We start from the raw sequence: 17969 nt of genomic DNA, 5'->3' as shown, positions 1-17969 counted from the left end.
ACGCCGCGTGCAGTAGGGCGGTTGTTTGCTATTAAAAAAATAGCTGCTGGCGCACATTCCATAAGCGCTAGAGGCCTATTCTGCTCTTATAGATTGAGCCAGCACCGCCAGCGCAGTCAGGCTGGGGAAGAAGCTGTACAGCGTGCCCTTGGTGGTGACGAAGGGCGTGAAGCCGCTGATCTGCGGGCGGGGCCCGGTGGCGCTGGGGATGTCGAACGTGCCACCCGTGCCTTCGTGGTTGCCGACGATGGGGTCTTTGGCGGTGCTGGGGTTGGGCACGCCGAAGGGGTTTTTGTTGCCCCATTCGGCCAGCAGGTGTTCAAACTGGTCTTCCAAGCTGGCGCAGAAGAACAGGCCGAGCAGGCCGCGCTCGGCTTCTGGGTCGGTGGCTGCTGTGGGACCGTAGGGGATGCCGCGCCGGATCAACGGGCGTTTGCGCACCGGCACCACCGGGTCATCGCGCGGGTTCATGCGGCGGATGTGGGCACCGAAGGGGCAGCCCAGGCCTTGCGGGTCGGCGCGGAAGTCAAAGTCGTTCAGGCCCGCACGGGTGCTGGGTTTGGGGCCGGTGGGCGGTGTGGTCTGGGCGGGAGTGACGACGCGGCCGTCGTCCCAGCGGCCCAGCAGCTTGGCGCGTACCGCATCCACGGGCAGGGTGGGGCTGGCTTGGCGCTCTACAAAGGCTTGGAAGTTTTCCGTGTCTTGGGCCATTTTGCGCAGAGCCGAGAAGCTGCCGTCGGCAAAAAATTGCCGCACCCGGGCGGGTTCGGAGGCGATGAGCCAGCGGTTGTAGCCGTCGTAGTTGCGGTGGCCCAGCAAGAATTCGCCGGGGGCGTGCAGGGTTTGGGGCACGGCCAGCGCGGCGTGGCCGGGGGTGTGGTGGTGGATGCCGTCGATCAAGGGGTTGGTGATGCCGTCCAGAAAGCCAAAGTGCTCGCGCCGGGACTTTTTGTTGCGCTCCAGGTGGGCACCGTCCAGCGGCGTGGCCCAGCCGGTAAAGGCCGTGCCGGCCATGTGTTCCAGCGTCTGGCTGCATGCGACCAACTCGGCGTGGTGGTCGGCGTGCAGCGTGAGAAACACGTGGGCGGTGTGCTGCTGGAAGGCGGGTTCCCAGAGCGCGGCGGCGCTGGGGCCGGTGTCGGCCAGGCGGTGGGCGGCGCGCGGGGCGGCACCTTGGGCAAAGGCCGGGGCCAGGTCTTGCAGCAGGCGCAGATACGGGGTGGGCAGCTCCAGGGCTTGCAGGCCGGCAAACGTGAAGCCGATGCCTGCGGGGCAGCGCTGGTGGTGTTGCAAGGCGGTGGACTGCTCTCGGGGCTTGTCCGCGTGGACCACCCAGCCCTCGGCCAGCAGGGTGTGCAGAAACTGCCGGGCGGCGGCGGCGTGCTGGATGGTCAGCAGGAAGTAGCGGCTGTGGTGGGTGTCGAAGCCTTTGACCACCAGGTTCTGGATGTGGGCGGGGTTGGGGGATGTCATGGCATGCCTTTGGTGGCGCGTTGCAGGTCGTCCACCGTGCGGGTGGGGTAGGCGCTGTAGAAGTAGCCGCCCACCGGGGCCTGGTTGAAGCGGCGGATGGTGTCTACAAATTCTTTGGGAAATTCGGCCACAGGCCGGGGAGGGGCGTGCTGGATGTGGTCTAGCAGCTGGTCGAACAGCGGGCCGACGTGCAGCGCAAAGTGTTCGATGTAGGCATCGAAGTCGCCATCGAACACGGTGTGCAGGGCCAGTTCGCTGTCGTTGTTTTGCAGGCTGAACCAGGCAAAGTGCACGTGCCGCGACTGGTCCAGCCGCAGCTGGATGCGGGGGGCACCGTAGGCGATGATTTTTTTCACCATCTCGGCGTGCTCGGAGAGCGGGGTTTTGATGGGCATGACCACGTTCAGCGATTGCTGGATCAGCGCTTTGTCCACCGTGTATTGCAGGGGAAAGCTCTCGCAGTTGAAGCCCCAGCGCTTGACCAGCTGGCTGGGGTCTGCGGTGCGCGCGTCCAGCACCTGGTCCAGGCCGGGCAGCAGCAGCACCTGCTGCACCACGTGGGTGATGAGGGGCATGGCGATGTGCTTGCCCAGGCACTGGTGCAGGTAGTCGGGGGTGGCACCCAGGGGGCCGCCGAAGATCAACGGGTCGTCGGTGCTGGCATGCGGGCGGAACGCGTGGGGGTCGGGTTGGCCGTCTTGGCGGGTGGCTGCACCCACGGCCAGGATCACGATGGCCCCCTCGGGGAGCTGCATGCCATCGGCCGTGCCAAAGGGGTTGGCACGCAGCACTTTGCGCGGCAAAAACGGCGCGGGCGGTTGCAGGCGCAGGGCTTCCATGGTCAGTGCTTGCAAGGCGCTGCTGCTGGGCGGGGCCAGTGCGGCGGCCTGGGCGGCGGGCAGTTGCCGCAGTGCAAAAAACTGGCTGATGGCAATCGCCACGCTGGCCTGCACGTTGCCGATGATGCCGGCAATGGCCCCCACCACGATGGCGGCCAGCTCGGTGCCCGAATAGGCCCCGGCGATGCTGGCCAGGCGCGGCAGCACCGGCTCGAAACTGGCCAGCGCGGGGTGAAAGGCTTGCAGCTCACGCAGTTCCTCGGCGATGGTTTTTACCTCGTCGGCCTGGGCGCGGCTGGTGGGGGACTGGTGCTGGTCGATCAGCTGGGCTACGCGCACCAGCAGCGCACCCATGCCGCCGGTGGCCTCTAGCAGCGTGCCGGGCGAGGTCACAAAATGCCGGGCAAACATCTGGTAGCCCATGCCGGCGTAGGCCATGCGCATGCTGCGCTCCAGCAGGGCAATGTCGGACTGCGCAAAGCCAAACAAAAAGCCCACAAAGCGCAGCGCGGCCTGCTCGGCCAGCAGGGCCAGGTCGAACTGGCGCGACTTGAGTGGCAGGGTGGATGCAGCCTGGTAGGCCACGGCCGACAGCACGCCGATGGTGGTTGGGCTGTATTTGAAGGCCTGCATGGCCAGCCGGCGCTGCGCCAGGTGCTCGTCGGTGGCGGGCGTGGGCTGGTCTTTGTCCAGCCCCAGCATGAAGGTGCCGCTGCCCAGTGCCAGGTAGGGCGCGTTGCTGAAGCTGGCGGTGTCGGTCAGCGCTTGTTCGATGTGCGCCCGCTGGGTCAGCAGGTAGACGGTTTGGTGGTACTGCGAGTTGCCGTCGTCGGTGCTGCGGAATTTGGTGTCAGCGCGGCTGGTGAAGGGCAGCACCTGGGGGTGGGCGAGCAGCTCTTGGTACAACTGGCTGCGCTGCGAGTTGTCGCACAGGATGCTGAAGAGCTGGTGGTTGTGTGCGTAGGGCGCGCTGCGGAGTGCGTCGAGGGCCGTGAGGTGTGGGGTCATGCTGGATTCCGTCGTGGTGTTGCACCACAGAATCCGGCCCGCTTTTCAGACGGGTGTCAGGTCGTTGTGGGGCGCTGGCAGTGGTTGTAGCAAGGCGCTGGCAGCCTGCACGTCGCGAGTGTAGAAACCTTCTGTTACAGCGTCATACTCCATTTTGAGGATACGTTGCGCATCGGCGTGGCGGCCTTGGGCGGTCCACAGGCGGGCCAGGCTGGTGGCGCTGCGCAAGGCGGCGGCGGCATGCTGGTGGGTGTGGGCAAAATCCAGCGCACCCTGTAGCCATTGCTGGGCTTCGGGCTGGCGGTCCAGGCCGTGCTGCTGGCTGGACAGCAGGATGAGTTCTCCGGTCAGGCGGCGCACTTCGGCCTCGTGGTAATGCTCTTTGGTGTGGCACACCAGGGCAAAGGCTTCGGCCAGCAGGGCCAGGCCTGCGTCGGGCCGCCCGGCCAGGGCCAGGCCTTCGGCCTGCATGGCCAGGTACAGCGGGCGGGTGACGATGGCCCCGGTGGCCATCCACTGGGCGTAGGCGTGCTGCATCTCGGCCACTCCGGCCTCCGGGTCGCCCAACTCGGCTACCAGTCGGCCGTGCAGCAGCTGGGCATACGACAGCCACACCGCAAAGCCGCCCTCCAGGCAGATGTCGCGGGCGCGCTTGGCAAAGTGCAGCGCCTCGGTGTGCTCGCCCCGAAACAAGTGCACCGAGGCGCAAAACGCATAGGCTTCGGCCATGCTGAATTTGTGGTCGAGCTGTTCGGCCATCGCTACGACCTGGTGTGCCCGCTCCAGGGCTTGGTCGGCCCGGCCTACCTCCCACAGGGCCCAGGCCGAATAGCACAGGCACATCACGCCGGGGTCTTGCACCATGCGCGGGTGGTGCTGCAATTGGGCGTAGGCGCTCAGGCAGGCATCCATGTGGGCTATGGCGGCGGCAAATTCGCCCTGGTGGAACAGGATGTTGCCCACCGCCCATTGCAGCTGGATTTTGCGCATCGGGTCGGCCGAGTCGGCCAGTACCAAGGCCGCTTGCCGGGCGATGACGTGGGCCCGGTCAAAGTCGGCACGCATAAAGTGGTAGCCCTCTAGTCCGAGCAGGGTTTTCATTTGCGCGGCTTCGTCGCCTGCGCGTTGGCAGAGTTCGGCGGCGCGTTCGTAGGCATGGCCCACCGGGTCGGCCCCGTAGCCGTGGGTGGTGATGAGCTGCCCGGCCAGCATGAGTTGCAGGCGCAGTTCGGTGCGGTCGCGTTCGCTTACCGGGGGCAGGCGCGCCAGCAGGGCCAGGCCGCTGCGCAGGTGGTTGATGGCCTCGATGTGGGCCGACCGGCTGGCCGCACGGCGGGCGGCGCGCTCCCAGTATTCCAGCGCCTGGGCATCGTTGCCCGATTGGGCAAAGTGGTGGGCCAGCAGCTCGGGTTGGCTGTCTGCCATGTCGGGGAATTGCTCGCGCACCACGTTGGCAATGGTGCGGTGCAGGCGTTTGCGGTCGCGCTCCCACAGCGATTCGTAGGCCGCGTCGCGCACCAGCGCGTGTTTGAAGAAGTAGCGCGGGCTGCTGGTGTCGCCTTTTTCCACCACCAGCCCGGAGCGCACCAGCGCCGCCAGTTGTGCGCTCAGGTGGTTCAGGCCGATGGGTGAGGTTTCGTGGGAGAGCACGGCTTGCAGCAGCGGCAGGGCAAATTCGCGTCCCATGGTGGCCCCCACCTGGGCCACTTGCTTGGCGCTGGCCAGGCGGTCGAGCCGGGCCATCAGCAGGTCCTGGATGGTGCTGGGCACGGTGAAGCGGGCCGCCAGGGTGGCATCCATGCTGTTGGGCTGCACGCCCATGTCCAGCAGCATGCGGGTGGATTCCTCGATGAACAGCGGCACGCCGTCGGCCTTGTCGGCCAGCAGTTGCAGCATGTCGCCGGGCACAGCGCAGGGGCCGCAGGCGGTCAGGATCATGTCCCGGGTAGAGGCGGCCGACAGGCCTTTAAGGGGTATTTCATGCACCGCAAAACCAGGGTCGTGCGGGGGCGGCTGCTCGGAGCGCAGGGTGAGCAAGATCAGCAGCGGAGCCTGTGCGCCCTGGGTGATTACGCGGTGAACGCATTCGCGGGTGGAGGGGTCGATCCATTGCAGGTCTTCCACCAGCAGGCATACCGGGCTGTTGCGGGCTTCAAACAGCAGCCAGGCCACCAGCACGTCCATCGTGCGTTGGCGCTGTTTTTCGGCCGACAACTGCAAGGGTGGCAGGTGGCCGTCGGTGGGGACGGACAGCAGGGCCGCCACCAGGACCAGATCGCTTTCGTGCGCCATATCGGGCATGCGGGCCTGGATGCGGGCCAGTTTGGCTTTGGTGCTGTCCTCTTCAAACAGGTGCAGTCGGCGGCGCAGCAGGTAGATCAGCGGGTGGAATGCGCTGTGGGTGTGCTCGGGGGTGCAGCGGCATTCGATGGTGGTGTGGCCGCGCAGGCTGAGCGAGCGGCGGAATTCGCTGGCCAGCCGGGATTTGCCCATGCCCGCCTCGCCCGTAACCAGCACTGTTTGCAGGCCGCTGGTGTGGATCTCTGACCAGTGGGTTTCGATTTGTTGCAGCTCGCCATCACGGCCCACAAAGGGGGTGCGCTGGGGCGCGGTTTCGGGCGGGGGCTGGGTGTGCTCGCGCACCTCGCCCAGCACCTGGTAGGCGCTGGTGGCGAGCGGAAAACCTTTGAGCTGGGGCAGGTCGGTGAGCCGTTCAAAAATAAATTTGTCTTTGACGATTTGCCGGGTCGAGTCGCTGGCCACCAGCGTGCCGGGGCGGGCGATGGACTGTAGCCGTGCGGCCAGGTGCAGCGATACGCCAATGGGTTGGCCGGCCTTGACCACCACATGCCCGGTGACCACGCCTACGCGCACCTGCACGCCCAGCTGGGCCACCGCTTGCAAAATCTCCAGCCCGGCCCGCAGTGCCCGGGCCACCGAGTCCTCGTAGGCCAGCGGCACGCCAAAGTAGCACATGATGCCGTCGTCGCCCTGGGGGTCGTCAGATACACCGCCCCAGCGCGCCACGATGCCCGCGCAGGTGGCGTGGTAGCTGTCGAGCATGTCGCTGTAGCGCTCGGCCCCCCAGGTTTCCAGTAGCTGGGTGGATGCCACCAGGTCGCAGAACATGGCGGTGACCTGGCGCAGGTTGTCGCCCAGACCGGGGCGGTCGGCGCTGGGCCGCAGTACCAGCGTGGCATCGCCATACAGTGCGGGGTAGGCAGATGCCGCCAGGGTGTGGGCCGGGTGGCGCAGGCCTTCTATCCGGGCCTGGTGCACCGTTTCGCCCAGCGGCAAACCCTGGGCCAGGCCCAGGTACACCTGGTGCATAAACCCCACCGTTCCGGGCACATCCGCCCGGCCTTCGTGCACCAGCACAGGCGCACCCCGGCGGCAGGCCGTGTGCAGCCAGGGGGCGCGGTTTTGGTGCGGATCCGCTTGGTCGAACACCAGTAACTGGGCGGTTTTGGACTGCTGGGCGATGTCGCTCCAGGTGGCGGGCGTACCGGGGTCCGGCTCCATAGGGCCGATGCAGTGCACCACGTCGTGCTCGTCGGCCAGCCGCAGCAGGGTGGCCCGGTCCAGCGCGTGATCGATCGCCATGTGGGTCATCACCAGGCCTTCGATGGACTGGATGCTGCTGGCCAGGTCGGCGCCATAGTCGCTGTGCAGCCGTGTGCCGCCCTGGCCTTGCAGCAGCAATACGCGCAAGGTTTCGCGTTGCGCTCCGATACGCACGCTGCGGGGCAGCGCCGCATCGGACAGGATGCGCCGGGAGGTCTGGAACTTCTCGCCCAGGTAGTGGTGGCCGTCAAAGACCATCTCCCAGGGAATGGCGAGCAGGTTTTCATCCAGTTGCAGGCACAGGTTGCGCGGCGGGCTGTGCATTAAGAACTGGCGAATTTTCTCGGGGAAAAATTGCGCGGCCAGGCGGGTACCCAGCGCCATCGGGCTTTCCAGGGGCAGGGCTTGCACCTCCATGCTGGGCACTGCCGTGTGGGCGATGTGGCCGATGGCCCGTCCGTCGCTCAGGGCCATAAAAATGACCGCGTCTTCCCATAAGACGGTGAGCGTCAGCGTTGGCGTGTCGGGGGTGTGCACAGGCGGGTCCGGGCGAAATCAGGGGCTGACGCACTCGGTGCTACCGGCCTGTACCGGTAGCTGTATGTGGACATCCGACACCGGATAGGCCACGCAGGGCAGGATGTAGCCCTCGGCTTTTTCTTCGGCGCTCAAGCCCGGCCAGGCGATGCGGTAGGCCACCTGGCCGTCCATCAGCCGACAAATGCAGGTGCGGCAGGTGCCGTTACGGCAGGAGTTGGCCAGCAGCAGGCCTGCCTGCTCGGCCGCTACCAGCAGGGGAAGGTCTGGCGGGGCATCAAAGCGCAACTCTGCCTTGGCGGTAACGGGATGGTTCGGCGCAATAAGGGCTGTGTAACAGGCGGTTGCGTATCGCATAGGTAAAGCCGAGTTTAGTCGGAGGCCCATGCAGTGCCAAGGCCACCGCGTTTTGCGGCGACAATCTTGGTCCCCCAAAAAATTTACGCGCATAAGCCTTTATCTATTCCATGACCAGTTCTTTTATTGTTGATGTCCGCCCCGCTGTTTTGAAAGAAGCCCAGGCCATTGCCGACCTGCACGTGAGTGCTACCGCGTCGGCCTACCAAGGCTTGGTGCCCGATGAGCACCTAAATACCATGCCCGCCCCCAAGCGGTTAGGCATGTGGCGCGATGCCATCGAGTACGGTGACCCGCAGGTGCAGGTGGCACTAGACGGAGCCACGATTGTCGGTTTTGTGGGTTTTGACCGCTCACGCGACAAGGGCACCAAAAACACCGTGGGCGAGATCTGGTCCATCTACGTGGCCGAGAGCCACTGGGACAAAGGCGTAGGCCTGGCCCTGTGGGATGCCGCCCGCGAAGCACTGATCGAAGAAGGCTGCACCACCGTTACCGTGTGGATTCCGCTGCGCAACGAGCGCGCACTGCGATTTTTTGACCTGGCCGGTTTCAAGCGCGAACTCAACACCGCCAAAACCGTGCCGATGGGCGACATCAAAATCGAAGAAATCCGCCTCAAACGCACGCTGGATTAATTAGCTACGCTTTTAGTAGCTGCCCCCGCACACTGCATAAGCGCTAGCAGCCTAAAAGTCATAAACCCAGCAATTCAACATCCCTTCCAGAGATTCCGCAGAACTGGCTCCGCCAAGCTGCTGGAATCGCCCCCTGCAAGGGGGTGGGCGAAAAGCGCTTGCGCTGTAGCCTGGGGGTGTTCACCACCTAGCGGGTAGGGGCTGTAGCAGCACGATTTGGCGCTTCTCAATCTGCACATAGCCACCGTGTTCCAGGTCTTTCAGAATTCGGCTGACCATTTCCCGGCTGCAGCCTGTGCGGCTGGCGATTTCCTGGTGGGTGATGCGTTCCGTAATGCGGTGGGTGCCATCGGCTTGGAGCGTGGCCAGGTTTTGCAGGCATTGGCTCAGGCGACCATACACATCGACAAACGCCAGGCTGCGGGCACTGTTGGTGGCCATGCGGGCGCGGCGGATCACTTTGGACAGCAGGTCCAGCGCAAACTCGGGATGGCGGCCAATAAAACCCAGCAGCGTGGTGCGCGTCAGCAGGGTGCAGACGGTGGACTCCAGCGTCACTACGCTGGCCGAACGGGGCCCGCCGTCTAGCGCCATTTCGCCAAAATAGTCGCCCGGGCCGATCACGCCAAAGGTGATCTCTTTGTCAAAATCGTCGGTGCAATACACCTTGACCCGCCCTTCCACCACCACAAACAGCGTGTCGCCCGGGTCGGCCTCGTGGATCAGCACCGTACCTTTGCGGTAGCGCCGGGATTCGCCCAGGGGGACAAGTTCGCGCAGCAACTGGGGCTGTACCGGGTCGTTACAAAAAGCGTGGATGAGGGTGTCTAGTGGGGACTGCATGGCATAGAGGAGCGCACTTCGCGCGCCCGCAGTCTATGCGATGCAGCGATGGAACTTTACATTCCCGCCCAATATGCAAGGCTTAGTGCTGCACAGCCGACATATGCCGGGCCATAGGCGGCAGGATGGAGACGGTTTCTACCAGTTGGCGGATGGTGTCGCAGCGGGTTTTGAGGCGGATGCTGCGCAACTGGCTGCGCACGGTGGATATCTGCACCCCGTGGTGGCTGGCGATTTGGGTGGGCCGCATGCCGCTGCACACCGAAGCCAGCACATTGCTCTCGGCGCTGGTCAGGCCGCGTTCGCGGGCAAATAGTGCCATGGTGGAGCTGTCGCACAGCTGCTGTTTGGCAAACACCAGCAAAGCATACGGTGCTGCACCGGGCGCGTTCAGCGGCACCAGGGCAACGCTGGTGGTGCAGTCGTCACCGCCTAAGCTGATCAGCGCGCGCACCCCGGTTTGGGCCCGCTGCAATGCATGGTCGAGTTGCAGTGCGTCGGTGCGCAGCAGGGTGGTGAGCCGCCCGTCCAGCATGCACAGGCCGCTGCGCAGGCTGCCCGGACTGTTTAGCCCATCGTGCGCGAGGCGGTTGGCAAAGCGGATCTGGCGGGTTGCCATGTGTACCAACGCCAGACCGTAGTCCATTTGCTCCAGCACGCATTGCATCAGATTCAGTGTGTCCGACGGTTCGGGCTCATCAATATAGTTGACGGTATCGGCGGCAAAGGATGGTAAGGCGATGTTCAGCATGGCAGAGTCCCAAGAGCGCCTGCTGTTCCTGCGACATGCAGGCGGGAGTGAGGAGATGCAGACGTAGAACGATTTGCAGCGAGGCTGGGGCCAAGCATAGGCATTTGGGACGGTTTTGGGCTGGTATTCAGACCACCCAAGTTTGTGACGTATGCACATAAATAGCCGGTTGGGCTATGCGCCGGGTGCGTACGTGTGAACAATCAGCAGTTGCAACGCAGTTGCAAAGGGGAAATGCATGCCGATCGACTTTGCCCGTTATGACGACCTGGTACACCGCATTTACGACGCGGCGCTAGAACCCAGCCAGTGGCCGGATGCGTTGGAGAGCATTGCCCAAGCCTGCGGTGGCAGCCGCAGTGCGGTGTTTACGCCACTGCACGACCCTGGACGGGGCGGTCTTGCGCTCGCGTACAACTTGCCGCCCATTGTGGTGGAGCGCTGGGCACACAAAAGCCGACAGGACGACCCGTATGCACAGGTGGCCTTCTCCAAGGGATTGTTTTTAGACGGAGCCGCCTGGAGTGGTGACACGCTGGTGTCCCATGCCGATTTGGTACGCACCGCGTTTTACCGCGATGTATTCGAACCGATGGACGTGGCCCATGTTTGCGCTGGTGTGGTGTTTGATGGGGTGGATGCCCACAAAGTACCCACTGCCATGACGGTCTACCGCTCTGAGCGGGATGCCCCGTTTGATCCCTCGCAGGTAGACATCCTGCGGCTGCTGCTGCTCCACGTGTCGCGGGCCTTGGGCGTGATGTTCCACCTGCGCAACAGCCAGTTCCAGGTGGCCGCCACCCGGGCCGCGCTGGACCGCCTGTCTGCCGGGGTCGTGCTATTGACCGGGCACGGCGGCGTGCAGTTTTGCAATTGCGCCGCGCTGCGGCAATTGCAGGCCGCAGACACCGTGTTGCTGCATGCGGGTGGTCTGCCGCAGGGCGACCGGCTGGCGCTGGCCCCGCGCCTGCATGGGCAAGAGGCCGACTTTCAGCAGGCCCTGCGCGCCGCCTTGTCGCCCTTGGCGGGCACGCCTGGTCATTTCTCTAACGCCCTGCTTTTGCCCGATGCCGCCGGTAAACCCATTTGCGTGTTGCACATCGCCCCGCTGGGCCAGGCTTCGGCCCTGGCCGTGGGCAGCGTGGCCCCCCAGGCGATTGTCTTTTTGTATGACCTAGCCGCCGCTGCCAAGCTGCCGCCCGCCCTGCTGATCGAATTGTTCGACTTCACCCCCGCCGAAGCCCGTGCCGCCCAGCAAATGCTGCAAGGCGGCAGGCTGACTTCTTGAAGCTGCTGCTGGCCTTGGCGGTGGCGGGCGGCTAATGGGAATCGCGTGAAAGTGAGGGGCCAAGCCATCCCCCTTTTTGAGGATGGATGCGGGGGGGGGGAGGATGGGGCCGGTCCAACCTCACAACCCCCGGATAGGAGCCACCCCATGAAAAACCGACTCAAGCTGGTACTTTCCAGCATGGCGATTGCTGCCTTGGCTGCGTGTGGAGGCGATGGTGAAGGCAGCAGCCCCGTTGCATCCACCACCACCGACGTATCCGTCACCGTGCTTGACGGGCCGATCAAAGATGCGCTGGTGTGCCAGGACAACTGCACAAGGGTGACCGAGTGTGGGAAGGAGGCGTGGATCGAAGCTATGAGCCGATGTACAAGAACCGGATAGAAGACGCTGCCGAGCCGGGCGAGCGGGCCAAAAACCGCAAAGCTCTAGTGATCAAGGCGAAGCGGCGTAGATCCGGCGGTTGTGTAGCGAAGGAGTGCGTTCTTACCCGGGGAGATCTCGCCTTGCGCCTGAACGGGCGACGGCCATGCCGGAGCGAGAAGTCAGCAGAGGTCGTAGTAGTCCAAGTCGTGAGCCGATGAGGCATAACCAAAAGGACGAAGGGCCAAACGAGAAGTGAGTGACTGAAGACATGAGGATGCCAAAGGCCATGCGTCAGATGCCGGAGCAATCTGGGTGGGCTGAAGTAGCACGCGGTGAAGCCGCGCGCGAACCTGTCAGCTTTGAGGCCAACGACCCACCCCATGAACACCCGGCCACAGAGTCGGCAAAACTGAAAGCGGGGGCAGGCCCCCTGCTGGAGGCGGCGCTGACGAGAGAGGCTGCAAGCAGCGTGGAAGCGGGTCAAGGCCAACAAAGGCGCAACCGGGGTGGACGGACTCGGCATCGAGCAAACCGCCGAGCTGCTGCGCAAAGTGATGATTCCCAAACCCGACGGGAGCCAGCACGAACTGGGAATCCCCACGGTGCTGGACCGGCTGCTCCCTATGCCTATTTGCGCTCAGCCCTGCGCCGCCAACGCCCGCAGCGCCTGGGCGTACCCAGCCAGCCAGCGCACCGCTGCATCGCGCTGCTTTGGCGTGGTGCTGTTGTGCAGCAACGCAATGCCCTGGCAGTCTTGCTGGGCCAGGGCTTCGGCGTAGGCGCGGTAGCTGCTGGGCGGTGGGGCATGGATGCTGCGCTCCAGCAGGCCCCGCACGGCGCTGCGCACGGTGGCGGTGTCCGCTGCGTCGCGTTGGAGTTGGCGCAGGGTTTGCAGGATATCGGTCTGGCGGCGCAGGCGCTCGGTGTGCACCTGCTGCGGGTCGAAGCCAGACTGCGCCACCTGCTGGCGGATCAGCGCTTTTTGGGCCGCATCCATGCGGCCATAGACCATCTCGGCGCGCTCCAGGGCTTTATCAAAACGCTTTTGGGTCCGCTCGGCAGGGGCCGGGGCCAGCCAGTCGCTGCGGTATTCGGCGTTGGTCTTGGCGTATTTGCGCTCCAGGGTGTCGATTTGCGCCGGTGCGAGGCTGTGCGCCAGGGCCGTTGCAGCCGGTTCGGCATCGGCCAGCAGGGTGTGGACGTAGCCCCGCACGGTGCTGCCGACGGCACACACCTGCTCGGCATCCACCTGCTGGCGCACCAGCGCCTGCGCGTGCTCCAGGGTTTGGGCATAGGCGGGTAGGGCTTGGGTGCGGTGGCGTGCCTGCCACTGGCGCAGGTCGCCGCGCAGTTGCTGGGTTTGGGCTTTGTCCAGGTCTACATAGCCATCTAGCCGCCACACGGCCAAGTCCACCGCGTTGTTGTAACCCAGCTGGATGCCGGTGCAGGCCTGGAGCGCCAAAACCAGACCTAACAGACCCATAATTCGGATCCATTTAACTAAAAAGTAGCAACACATGGCAGAAGTCGATGTAGTCATCATGGCGGCGGGCAAAGGCACCCGCATGAAAAGCAAGTTGCCCAAAGTGTTGCATTCTTTGGCCGGGCGCGCATTGCTGGCCCATGTGGTGGACACCGCTAGCGCCCTGCAACCCCGCAACGTGGTGGTGATTACCGGGCACGGTGCTACAGAAGTTGAAGCGGCTATTCCAGCATACATATGCGCTGGAGCCGAATTTTCTATAAATTTTGCGCGGCAGGAACCCCAGCTGGGTACGGGCCATGCGGTGCAGCAGGCGCTGCCGTTTTTGCCCGACCATGAGGGGGGGGATAAAGGCGTGGTGCTGGTGCTGTCGGGCGACGTGCCACTCACCCAGGTAGACACCCTGCGCCAGCTGGTGGCCGCCAGCGGGGGCAAGCAGCTGGCTCTGCTGACGCTGGAGCTGCCCAACCCTAGCGGCTACGGCCGTATCGTGCGCAGTGGCGACGCGGTGCAGGCCATCGTCGAGCACAAAGATGCCACCGAGGCGCAGCGCGACATCCGCGAAATCTACAGCGGCATCATGGCCGCGCCCGCCGCCCGCCTGCGCACCTGGCTGGCCCGGCTGGACAACCACAACGCCCAGTCCGAGTACTACCTGACCGACATCGTCAAGATGGCCGTGGCCGACGGCGTGCCGGTGGTGGCCCACAAAATCACCGACGAAGTGCAGGTGGCCGGTGTCAACAGCCCTGTACAACTGGCCGAGCTGGAGCGTGCCTACCAGCGCCAGCAGGCCGTGGCCCTGATGGAGCAAGGCGTGCGCCTGGCCGACCCGGCGCGGCTGGACGTGCGCGGCAGCCTGGTCTGTGGGCAAGACGTGTCCATTGACGTGAACTGCGTGTTTGAAGGCACGGTCACGCTGGGCGAGGGCGTGCGCATCGGCGCGAACTGCGTCATCGCCAACGCCAGCATCGCGGCAGGCGTGCACGTCCATCCTTTCACCCACATCGACGGCGAGCAGGCCGGAGTCAGCGTGGGCCGCAACGCCCGCATCGGCCCGTTTGCCCGCCTGCGCCCCGGCGCGGTGCTGGGGGCAGATGTGCACATCGGCAACTTTGTCGAGGTCAAGAACTCCACCCTGGCCGAGGGGGCCAAGGCCAACCACTTGGCCTACCTGGGAGACGCTACGGTGGGCGCGCGCGTCAACTTTGGCGCGGGCAGCATCACCGCCAACTACGACGGCGTGAACAAACACCGCACCGTCATCGGCGACGACGTGCACGTGGGTAGCAACTGCGTGCTGGTGGCTCCCATCACCCTGGGCGCGGGCGGCACAGTGGGCGGCGGCTCCACGCTGACCAAAGACGCACCCGAGGGCGTGCTCAGCGTGGCCCGGGGCCGCCAGGTGGCGATTGCTAACTGGAAGCGCCCCGCCAAGAGAGTGCAGCCTTGAGCGATCTGGCAGCCCGCCTTGCTGATGTAGAGGCCCGTTTGGGCCAGAGCGAAGCCCGCAACGCCGCCTTGCAGGCCGAGCTGGAGCGCTTTGTGTTCAGCGTCTCGCACGACCTGCGGGCCCCGCTGCGCCACATCAGCGCCTACGCCCCGCTGGTGCGCGAAATGCTGGCCGAGGGTGAAGACCCCGGCCCTTGCCTGGACACGTTGGAGCAATCGGCCCGCAGCATGGCCCGCATGGTGGATGCTCTGCTAGAGCTGTCGCGCCTGTCGCGCATTCCGCTGCAAACCGCCCCGGTGGTGATGGCCGACCTGGTGGCCGAGGCGCAACATGCGCTGGCGGCCGACATGGCCGGGCGCAGCATAGCCTGGCAACTGCCCACCGACTGGCCCGCCGTGCAGGGCGATGCCGCGCTGCTGCGCCATCTGTGGCAGCAGCTGCTGTCCAACGCCCTCAAGTTCACCCGGCCCCGGCCGGTGGCGCAGATCACATTGGGCTGGGAGCCCGCAGCCGACGGCATGGCTTTTTGGCTGCGCGACAACGGCGTGGGCTTCAACCCGGCCACCAGTGGCACTATGTTTGACCTGTTCCAGCGCCTGCACACCACCACCGCGTTTGACGGTGCCGGTGTCGGCCTGGCCCTGGCCCGCCAGATCGTGCAGCGCCACGGCGGCGGCATCACTGCGCACGGCGTGGTAGACGGCGGCTGCACCGTGCGGTTTACCTTGCCCTTACTTTTGCCACATTCTTAGCTGGCGATAATCATTGGCAGCACCTTCTTACGTTTTAACCCCGAGACCTGACCATGAAACACACATTACTGGCCGTTGCGCTGCTATCCGTTGCGGCTTTGGTGCATGCCGAAGCCAATCCGGCCAAGAAGGAGCTGGTCAATAAGGTGCTGCAATTACAGCAAGCAGCGGTAGACAGCGTGGCCCGCTCGATCGCGGAACAACCGGCCTTGCAGCTTATGCAGCAGGCCGCGCAAGTGGTGCAGATGCGGGTGCCGATGGAAAAGCGCGAAGCCCTCGGCAAAGACATCCAGGCCGATGTAAAGAAATACCTGGACGAAGCCTCCCCCCTGGTACGCGAGCGTGCGGCCAAGATCGCCCCGGCCACCGTGGGCACATTGCTGGAAGATAAATTCAGCGAAGACGAACTGCGCCAGCTCATCGCCATCATGGAGTCGCCCGTGCAGAAAAAATACGCGCAAATGGGCGTTGAAATCCAGAAGGCGCTGGGCGAGAAGCTGGTGGCCGATACCCGGGCCCAAATAGAGCCCAAAGTGAAGGCACTTCAGCAGGCCGTCACCAAACGCCTGGATGCCGCACTGAAGCCGCCAGCGCCTGCCAAGTAGGCTGGGTTCAGGCCGTTGCCATCTCGCGGGCGACCGAACCCGCATACGCCAAACCCGCCGCCACGCTGCCAAAGCGGTCGCCCGCCACCAGGCGGACCTGCGGAAACAGGGACTGCATGGCGGTTTGCAGCGGGGCCAGGGCCGACGAACCACCGGTCAGGTAGACCGCATCGGGCCGCACCACCCCGGCCAGCGCCACACATTCCTGCGCGCACTGCACCACCCGGGCCAGCTGAGCTTGCAGCGCCTGGGCCAGACCGTCGGGGCTGATCTGGGCGGTCAGGTTGCGCTCGATGCAGTCCAGATCGACGCCAGTGGCTGCGCCAGACAGCGAGCAGGCAATCTTGGCGGTTTCCACGTTGGCCAAAATATGGTGGCCCACCCGCTCTTGCAGCACGTGCAGCAGGCGCTGGTGCAAGGTCCGGTTGGCATAGGCATCGCGCAAATCGGCCGCCTGCGCCAGGCTCTTGCGGGAATACGACTGGTGGATCAGATGCCAGGTGCTCAGGTCAAAAAACACGCCCGACGGCACCTCGCGCCCGCTCGGGCCAATGTGGCCCAGGCCCAGCAGCGGCATGGCATGGCGCAGGTTCAGCAACTGGTCGAAATCGGTTCCGCCAATGTGTACGCCGGTGGTGGCCAAAATATCGCGGCTGCGGTCGCCCAGGGCTCGCCGGCCGGGGCCTACGCGCACCACCGTGAAGTCGGAGGTGCCGCCGCCAATGTCCACCACCAGCACGGTGGTGTCGGTGCTCACGCGGCGCTCGAAGTCGAAGGCGGCGGCGATGGGTTCCAGCTGGAACTGCACCTCGTCAAAGCCCGCCGCACGGGCGGCCCGCTCCAGCGTGGCCTGCGCCAGCGCATCGCGCTCGGGGTTGTCGTCTACAAAATGCACCGGGCGGCCCAGCATGGCGTGCTGCACCGCGTGGCCCAGGTGGGCCTCAGAGCGCTTTTTCAGCTCCTTGAAGAACATGCCCAGAATGTCGGTGAAGCTGACCAGCTGGCCGTTGACCACGGTTTTTTCGTCCATCAGCGGGCTGCCCAGCAGGCTTTTGATGGAGCGCATCAACCGCCCCTCGGTGCCTGCCAGGTAGGCCTGCATGGCGGCGCTGCCATAGCTGGTGTGCTGGTCTTCGTGGGAGAAGAACAGCGCGGTAGGCAGCGTGGGCTTGCCCGCGTCCAGCGCAATCATGTCCAGGCTGCCGTCGGCGCGCACCAGTGCGGCTACGGTGTTGGAGGTGCCAAAGTCGATCCCGAGCATCATGCTTTTACAGCTCCCAGCACCGATTGCAGAAACGCGCTGATGTCGGCCACTTCCTGTGGATGCACGCTGTGCGGCATCGGGTAGGTGTGCCATTGCACGGGGTAGCCCAGCGCCAGCAGGGCCTGGCGCGAGGCCTCGGCGCGGGCCAGGGGCACCACCGGGTCGGCCGTGCCGTGGGCCATGAAGATGGGGGTTTGGAAGTTGGCCGGATGCCGCTCGGTGGCCAGCGTGTCGGCCAGCGGCAAGTAGCCTGACAAAGCCATCACCCCGGCCAGCCGGGCCGGATGCCGCAGCCCGGTGTGCAAGGCCATCGCGCAGCCTTGCGAGAAACCGGCCAGCACGATGCACTCGGGCGCAATGCCACGGGCCACTTCCACGGCGATCAGCGCCTCAATGGCGCGGGCCGAGGCGTGGATGCCGGCCGGGTCTTCTTGGCGCACCAGGTCGGCGTTTTTGATGTCGTACCAGGCGGGCATCACGTAGCCGTTGTTGATGCTCACCGGCATGGTGGGCGCGTGCGGAAAGACGAAGCGAATGGCGGCGCAGCCGCGCAGGTTCAGCTCGGGCACGATGGCCGCAAAGTCATCGCCGCTGGCCCCCAGGCCGTGCAGCCAGATCACGGCGGCGGTGGGGTGGGGGGCGCTTTCGATTTCGATGCGTTGCAGTAAGGTGTTCATGGTGGTCATCCAAGGGCTTACCCTAGGATTGCGGTCTGGAGAGGAGCGTGATTTTAAAGAGGTCGCGCCAA

15 protein-coding genes are annotated in these 17969 nt (G+C 65.0%); 6 read left to right on the top strand and 9 right to left on the bottom strand.

Features of this window, described 5'->3' with window-relative positions; translation table 11 throughout:
- Positions 1–75: 75 nt before the first annotated feature.
- The 4 genes from AC0969_RS10400 to AC0969_RS10385 are packed head-to-tail and all read right to left on the bottom strand — an operon-like array spanning position 76 to position 7778.
- A complete protein-coding gene (locus AC0969_RS10400) occupies positions 76–1473 on the bottom strand; it encodes a Dyp-type peroxidase (RefSeq protein ID WP_479624075.1) in 1398 nt (465 codons plus the stop codon).
- Entirely contained in the window at positions 1470–3320 is a 1851-nt protein-coding gene (locus AC0969_RS10395) for a cytochrome P450 family protein (RefSeq protein ID WP_479624074.1), read from the bottom strand. Before AC0969_RS10395 ends, AC0969_RS10400 begins: the two co-directional genes overlap by 4 nt.
- Positions 3321–3365: 45 nt before the next feature.
- Positions 3366–7421 (bottom strand): ATP-binding protein, encoded by a 4056-nt coding sequence (locus tag AC0969_RS10390; RefSeq protein WP_479624073.1) that lies wholly within the window; start codon positions 7419–7421, stop codon positions 3366–3368.
- Between the two features lie 18 nt (positions 7422–7439).
- Positions 7440–7778 (bottom strand): 2Fe-2S iron-sulfur cluster-binding protein, encoded by a 339-nt coding sequence (locus AC0969_RS10385; RefSeq protein ID WP_479624072.1) that lies wholly within the window; start codon positions 7776–7778, stop codon positions 7440–7442.
- Between the two features lie 110 nt (positions 7779–7888).
- Here AC0969_RS10385 and AC0969_RS10380 point away from each other — a divergent pair, with 110 nt between their 5' ends.
- Positions 7889–8416 carry an N-acetyltransferase family protein gene (locus AC0969_RS10380; protein WP_479624071.1) on the top strand — a complete coding sequence of 176 codons (528 nt, stop codon included), beginning with the start codon at positions 7889–7891 and terminating at the stop codon, positions 8414–8416.
- A gap of 180 nt (positions 8417–8596) precedes the next feature.
- Here the strand turns inward: AC0969_RS10380 and AC0969_RS10375 are convergent, their stop codons facing one another.
- Positions 8597–9259 carry a Crp/Fnr family transcriptional regulator gene (locus tag AC0969_RS10375; RefSeq protein ID WP_479624070.1) on the bottom strand — a complete coding sequence of 221 codons (663 nt, stop codon included), beginning with the start codon at positions 9257–9259 and terminating at the stop codon, positions 8597–8599.
- Between the two features lie 82 nt (positions 9260–9341).
- Positions 9342–10010: a helix-turn-helix transcriptional regulator gene (locus AC0969_RS10370; protein ID WP_479624069.1), complete on the bottom strand. Its 669-nt coding sequence runs from the start codon at positions 10008–10010 to the stop codon at positions 9342–9344.
- Positions 10011–10248: 238 nt separating this feature from the next.
- On the opposite strand from AC0969_RS10370, the gene AC0969_RS10365 reads away from it, so the two are divergent.
- Together AC0969_RS10365 and AC0969_RS10360 are read left to right on the top strand one after the other, a co-directional pair.
- Positions 10249–11298, top strand: coding sequence for a hypothetical protein (locus AC0969_RS10365; RefSeq protein WP_479624068.1), 1050 nt, complete (start codon positions 10249–10251; stop codon positions 11296–11298).
- A 147-nt stretch (positions 11299–11445) separates the two neighbouring features.
- Positions 11446–11682 carry a hypothetical protein gene (locus tag AC0969_RS10360; RefSeq protein ID WP_479624067.1) on the top strand — a complete coding sequence of 79 codons (237 nt, stop codon included), beginning with the start codon at positions 11446–11448 and terminating at the stop codon, positions 11680–11682.
- Between the two features lie 619 nt (positions 11683–12301).
- Here the strand turns inward: AC0969_RS10360 and AC0969_RS10355 are convergent.
- A complete protein-coding gene (locus tag AC0969_RS10355) occupies positions 12302–13147 on the bottom strand; it encodes a DUF6279 family lipoprotein (RefSeq protein WP_479624066.1) in 846 nt (281 codons plus the stop codon).
- Positions 13148–13181: 34 nt separating this feature from the next.
- Between AC0969_RS10355 and glmU the strand changes: the two genes are divergently transcribed.
- The 3 genes from glmU to AC0969_RS10340 are packed head-to-tail and all read left to right on the top strand — an operon-like array spanning position 13182 to position 15957.
- Complete coding sequence (gene glmU / locus AC0969_RS10350) at positions 13182–14600, top strand: bifunctional UDP-N-acetylglucosamine diphosphorylase/glucosamine-1-phosphate N-acetyltransferase GlmU (RefSeq protein ID WP_479624065.1); 1419 nt, start codon at positions 13182–13184, stop codon at positions 14598–14600.
- Complete coding sequence (locus AC0969_RS10345) at positions 14597–15352, top strand: sensor histidine kinase (protein ID WP_479624064.1); 756 nt, start codon at positions 14597–14599, stop codon at positions 15350–15352. The genes glmU and AC0969_RS10345 overlap by 4 nt, the downstream gene beginning before the upstream one ends.
- 53 nt (positions 15353–15405) lie before the next feature.
- The gene (locus AC0969_RS10340) at positions 15406–15957 is read left to right on the top strand and encodes a DUF2059 domain-containing protein (RefSeq protein WP_479624063.1); all 552 of its coding nucleotides are present in this window, start codon (positions 15406–15408) and stop codon (positions 15955–15957) included.
- Between the two features lie 7 nt (positions 15958–15964).
- On the opposite strand, the gene AC0969_RS10335 is transcribed toward AC0969_RS10340, so the two are convergent.
- Together AC0969_RS10335 and AC0969_RS10330 are read right to left on the bottom strand one after the other, a co-directional pair.
- Positions 15965–17221 (bottom strand): Hsp70 family protein, encoded by a 1257-nt coding sequence (locus AC0969_RS10335; protein WP_479624062.1) that lies wholly within the window; start codon positions 17219–17221, stop codon positions 15965–15967.
- On the bottom strand, positions 17218–17907 hold the full coding sequence (locus tag AC0969_RS10330; protein ID WP_479624061.1) for an alpha/beta hydrolase: 690 nt from the start codon (positions 17905–17907) through the stop codon (positions 17218–17220). Before AC0969_RS10330 ends, AC0969_RS10335 begins: the two co-directional genes overlap by 4 nt.
- Between the last annotated feature and the right edge of the window lie 62 nt (positions 17908–17969).

It is taken from the genome of Rhodoferax sp. LB1P47, assembly GCF_056521445.1.
The sequence above is the reverse complement of the archived record's forward strand: the minus strand, read 5'-3'. Positions and strand labels throughout refer to the sequence as shown.

Coding starts and splice junctions, on each gene's coding strand:
- AC0969_RS10375 (WP_479624070.1), bottom strand. CDS start 9,259: ATGCAGTCCCCACTAGACACCCTCATCCACGCTTTTTGTAACGACCCG.
- glmU (WP_479624065.1), top strand. CDS start 13,182: ATGGCAGAAGTCGATGTAGTCATCATGGCGGCGGGCAAAGGCACCCGC.
- AC0969_RS10330 (WP_479624061.1), bottom strand. CDS start 17,907: ATGACCACCATGAACACCTTACTGCAACGCATCGAAATCGAAAGCGCC.
- AC0969_RS10370 (WP_479624069.1), bottom strand. CDS start 10,010: ATGCTGAACATCGCCTTACCATCCTTTGCCGCCGATACCGTCAACTAT.
- AC0969_RS10340 (WP_479624063.1), top strand. CDS start 15,406: ATGAAACACACATTACTGGCCGTTGCGCTGCTATCCGTTGCGGCTTTG.
- AC0969_RS10360 (WP_479624067.1), top strand. CDS start 11,446: ATGAAAAACCGACTCAAGCTGGTACTTTCCAGCATGGCGATTGCTGCC.
- AC0969_RS10400 (WP_479624075.1), bottom strand. CDS start 1,473: ATGACATCCCCCAACCCCGCCCACATCCAGAACCTGGTGGTCAAAGGC.
- AC0969_RS10395 (WP_479624074.1), bottom strand. CDS start 3,320: ATGACCCCACACCTCACGGCCCTCGACGCACTCCGCAGCGCGCCCTAC.
- AC0969_RS10335 (WP_479624062.1), bottom strand. CDS start 17,221: ATGATGCTCGGGATCGACTTTGGCACCTCCAACACCGTAGCCGCACTG.
- AC0969_RS10380 (WP_479624071.1), top strand. CDS start 7,889: ATGACCAGTTCTTTTATTGTTGATGTCCGCCCCGCTGTTTTGAAAGAA.
- AC0969_RS10385 (WP_479624072.1), bottom strand. CDS start 7,778: ATGCGATACGCAACCGCCTGTTACACAGCCCTTATTGCGCCGAACCAT.
- AC0969_RS10365 (WP_479624068.1), top strand. CDS start 10,249: ATGCCGATCGACTTTGCCCGTTATGACGACCTGGTACACCGCATTTAC.
- AC0969_RS10355 (WP_479624066.1), bottom strand. CDS start 13,147: ATGGGTCTGTTAGGTCTGGTTTTGGCGCTCCAGGCCTGCACCGGCATC.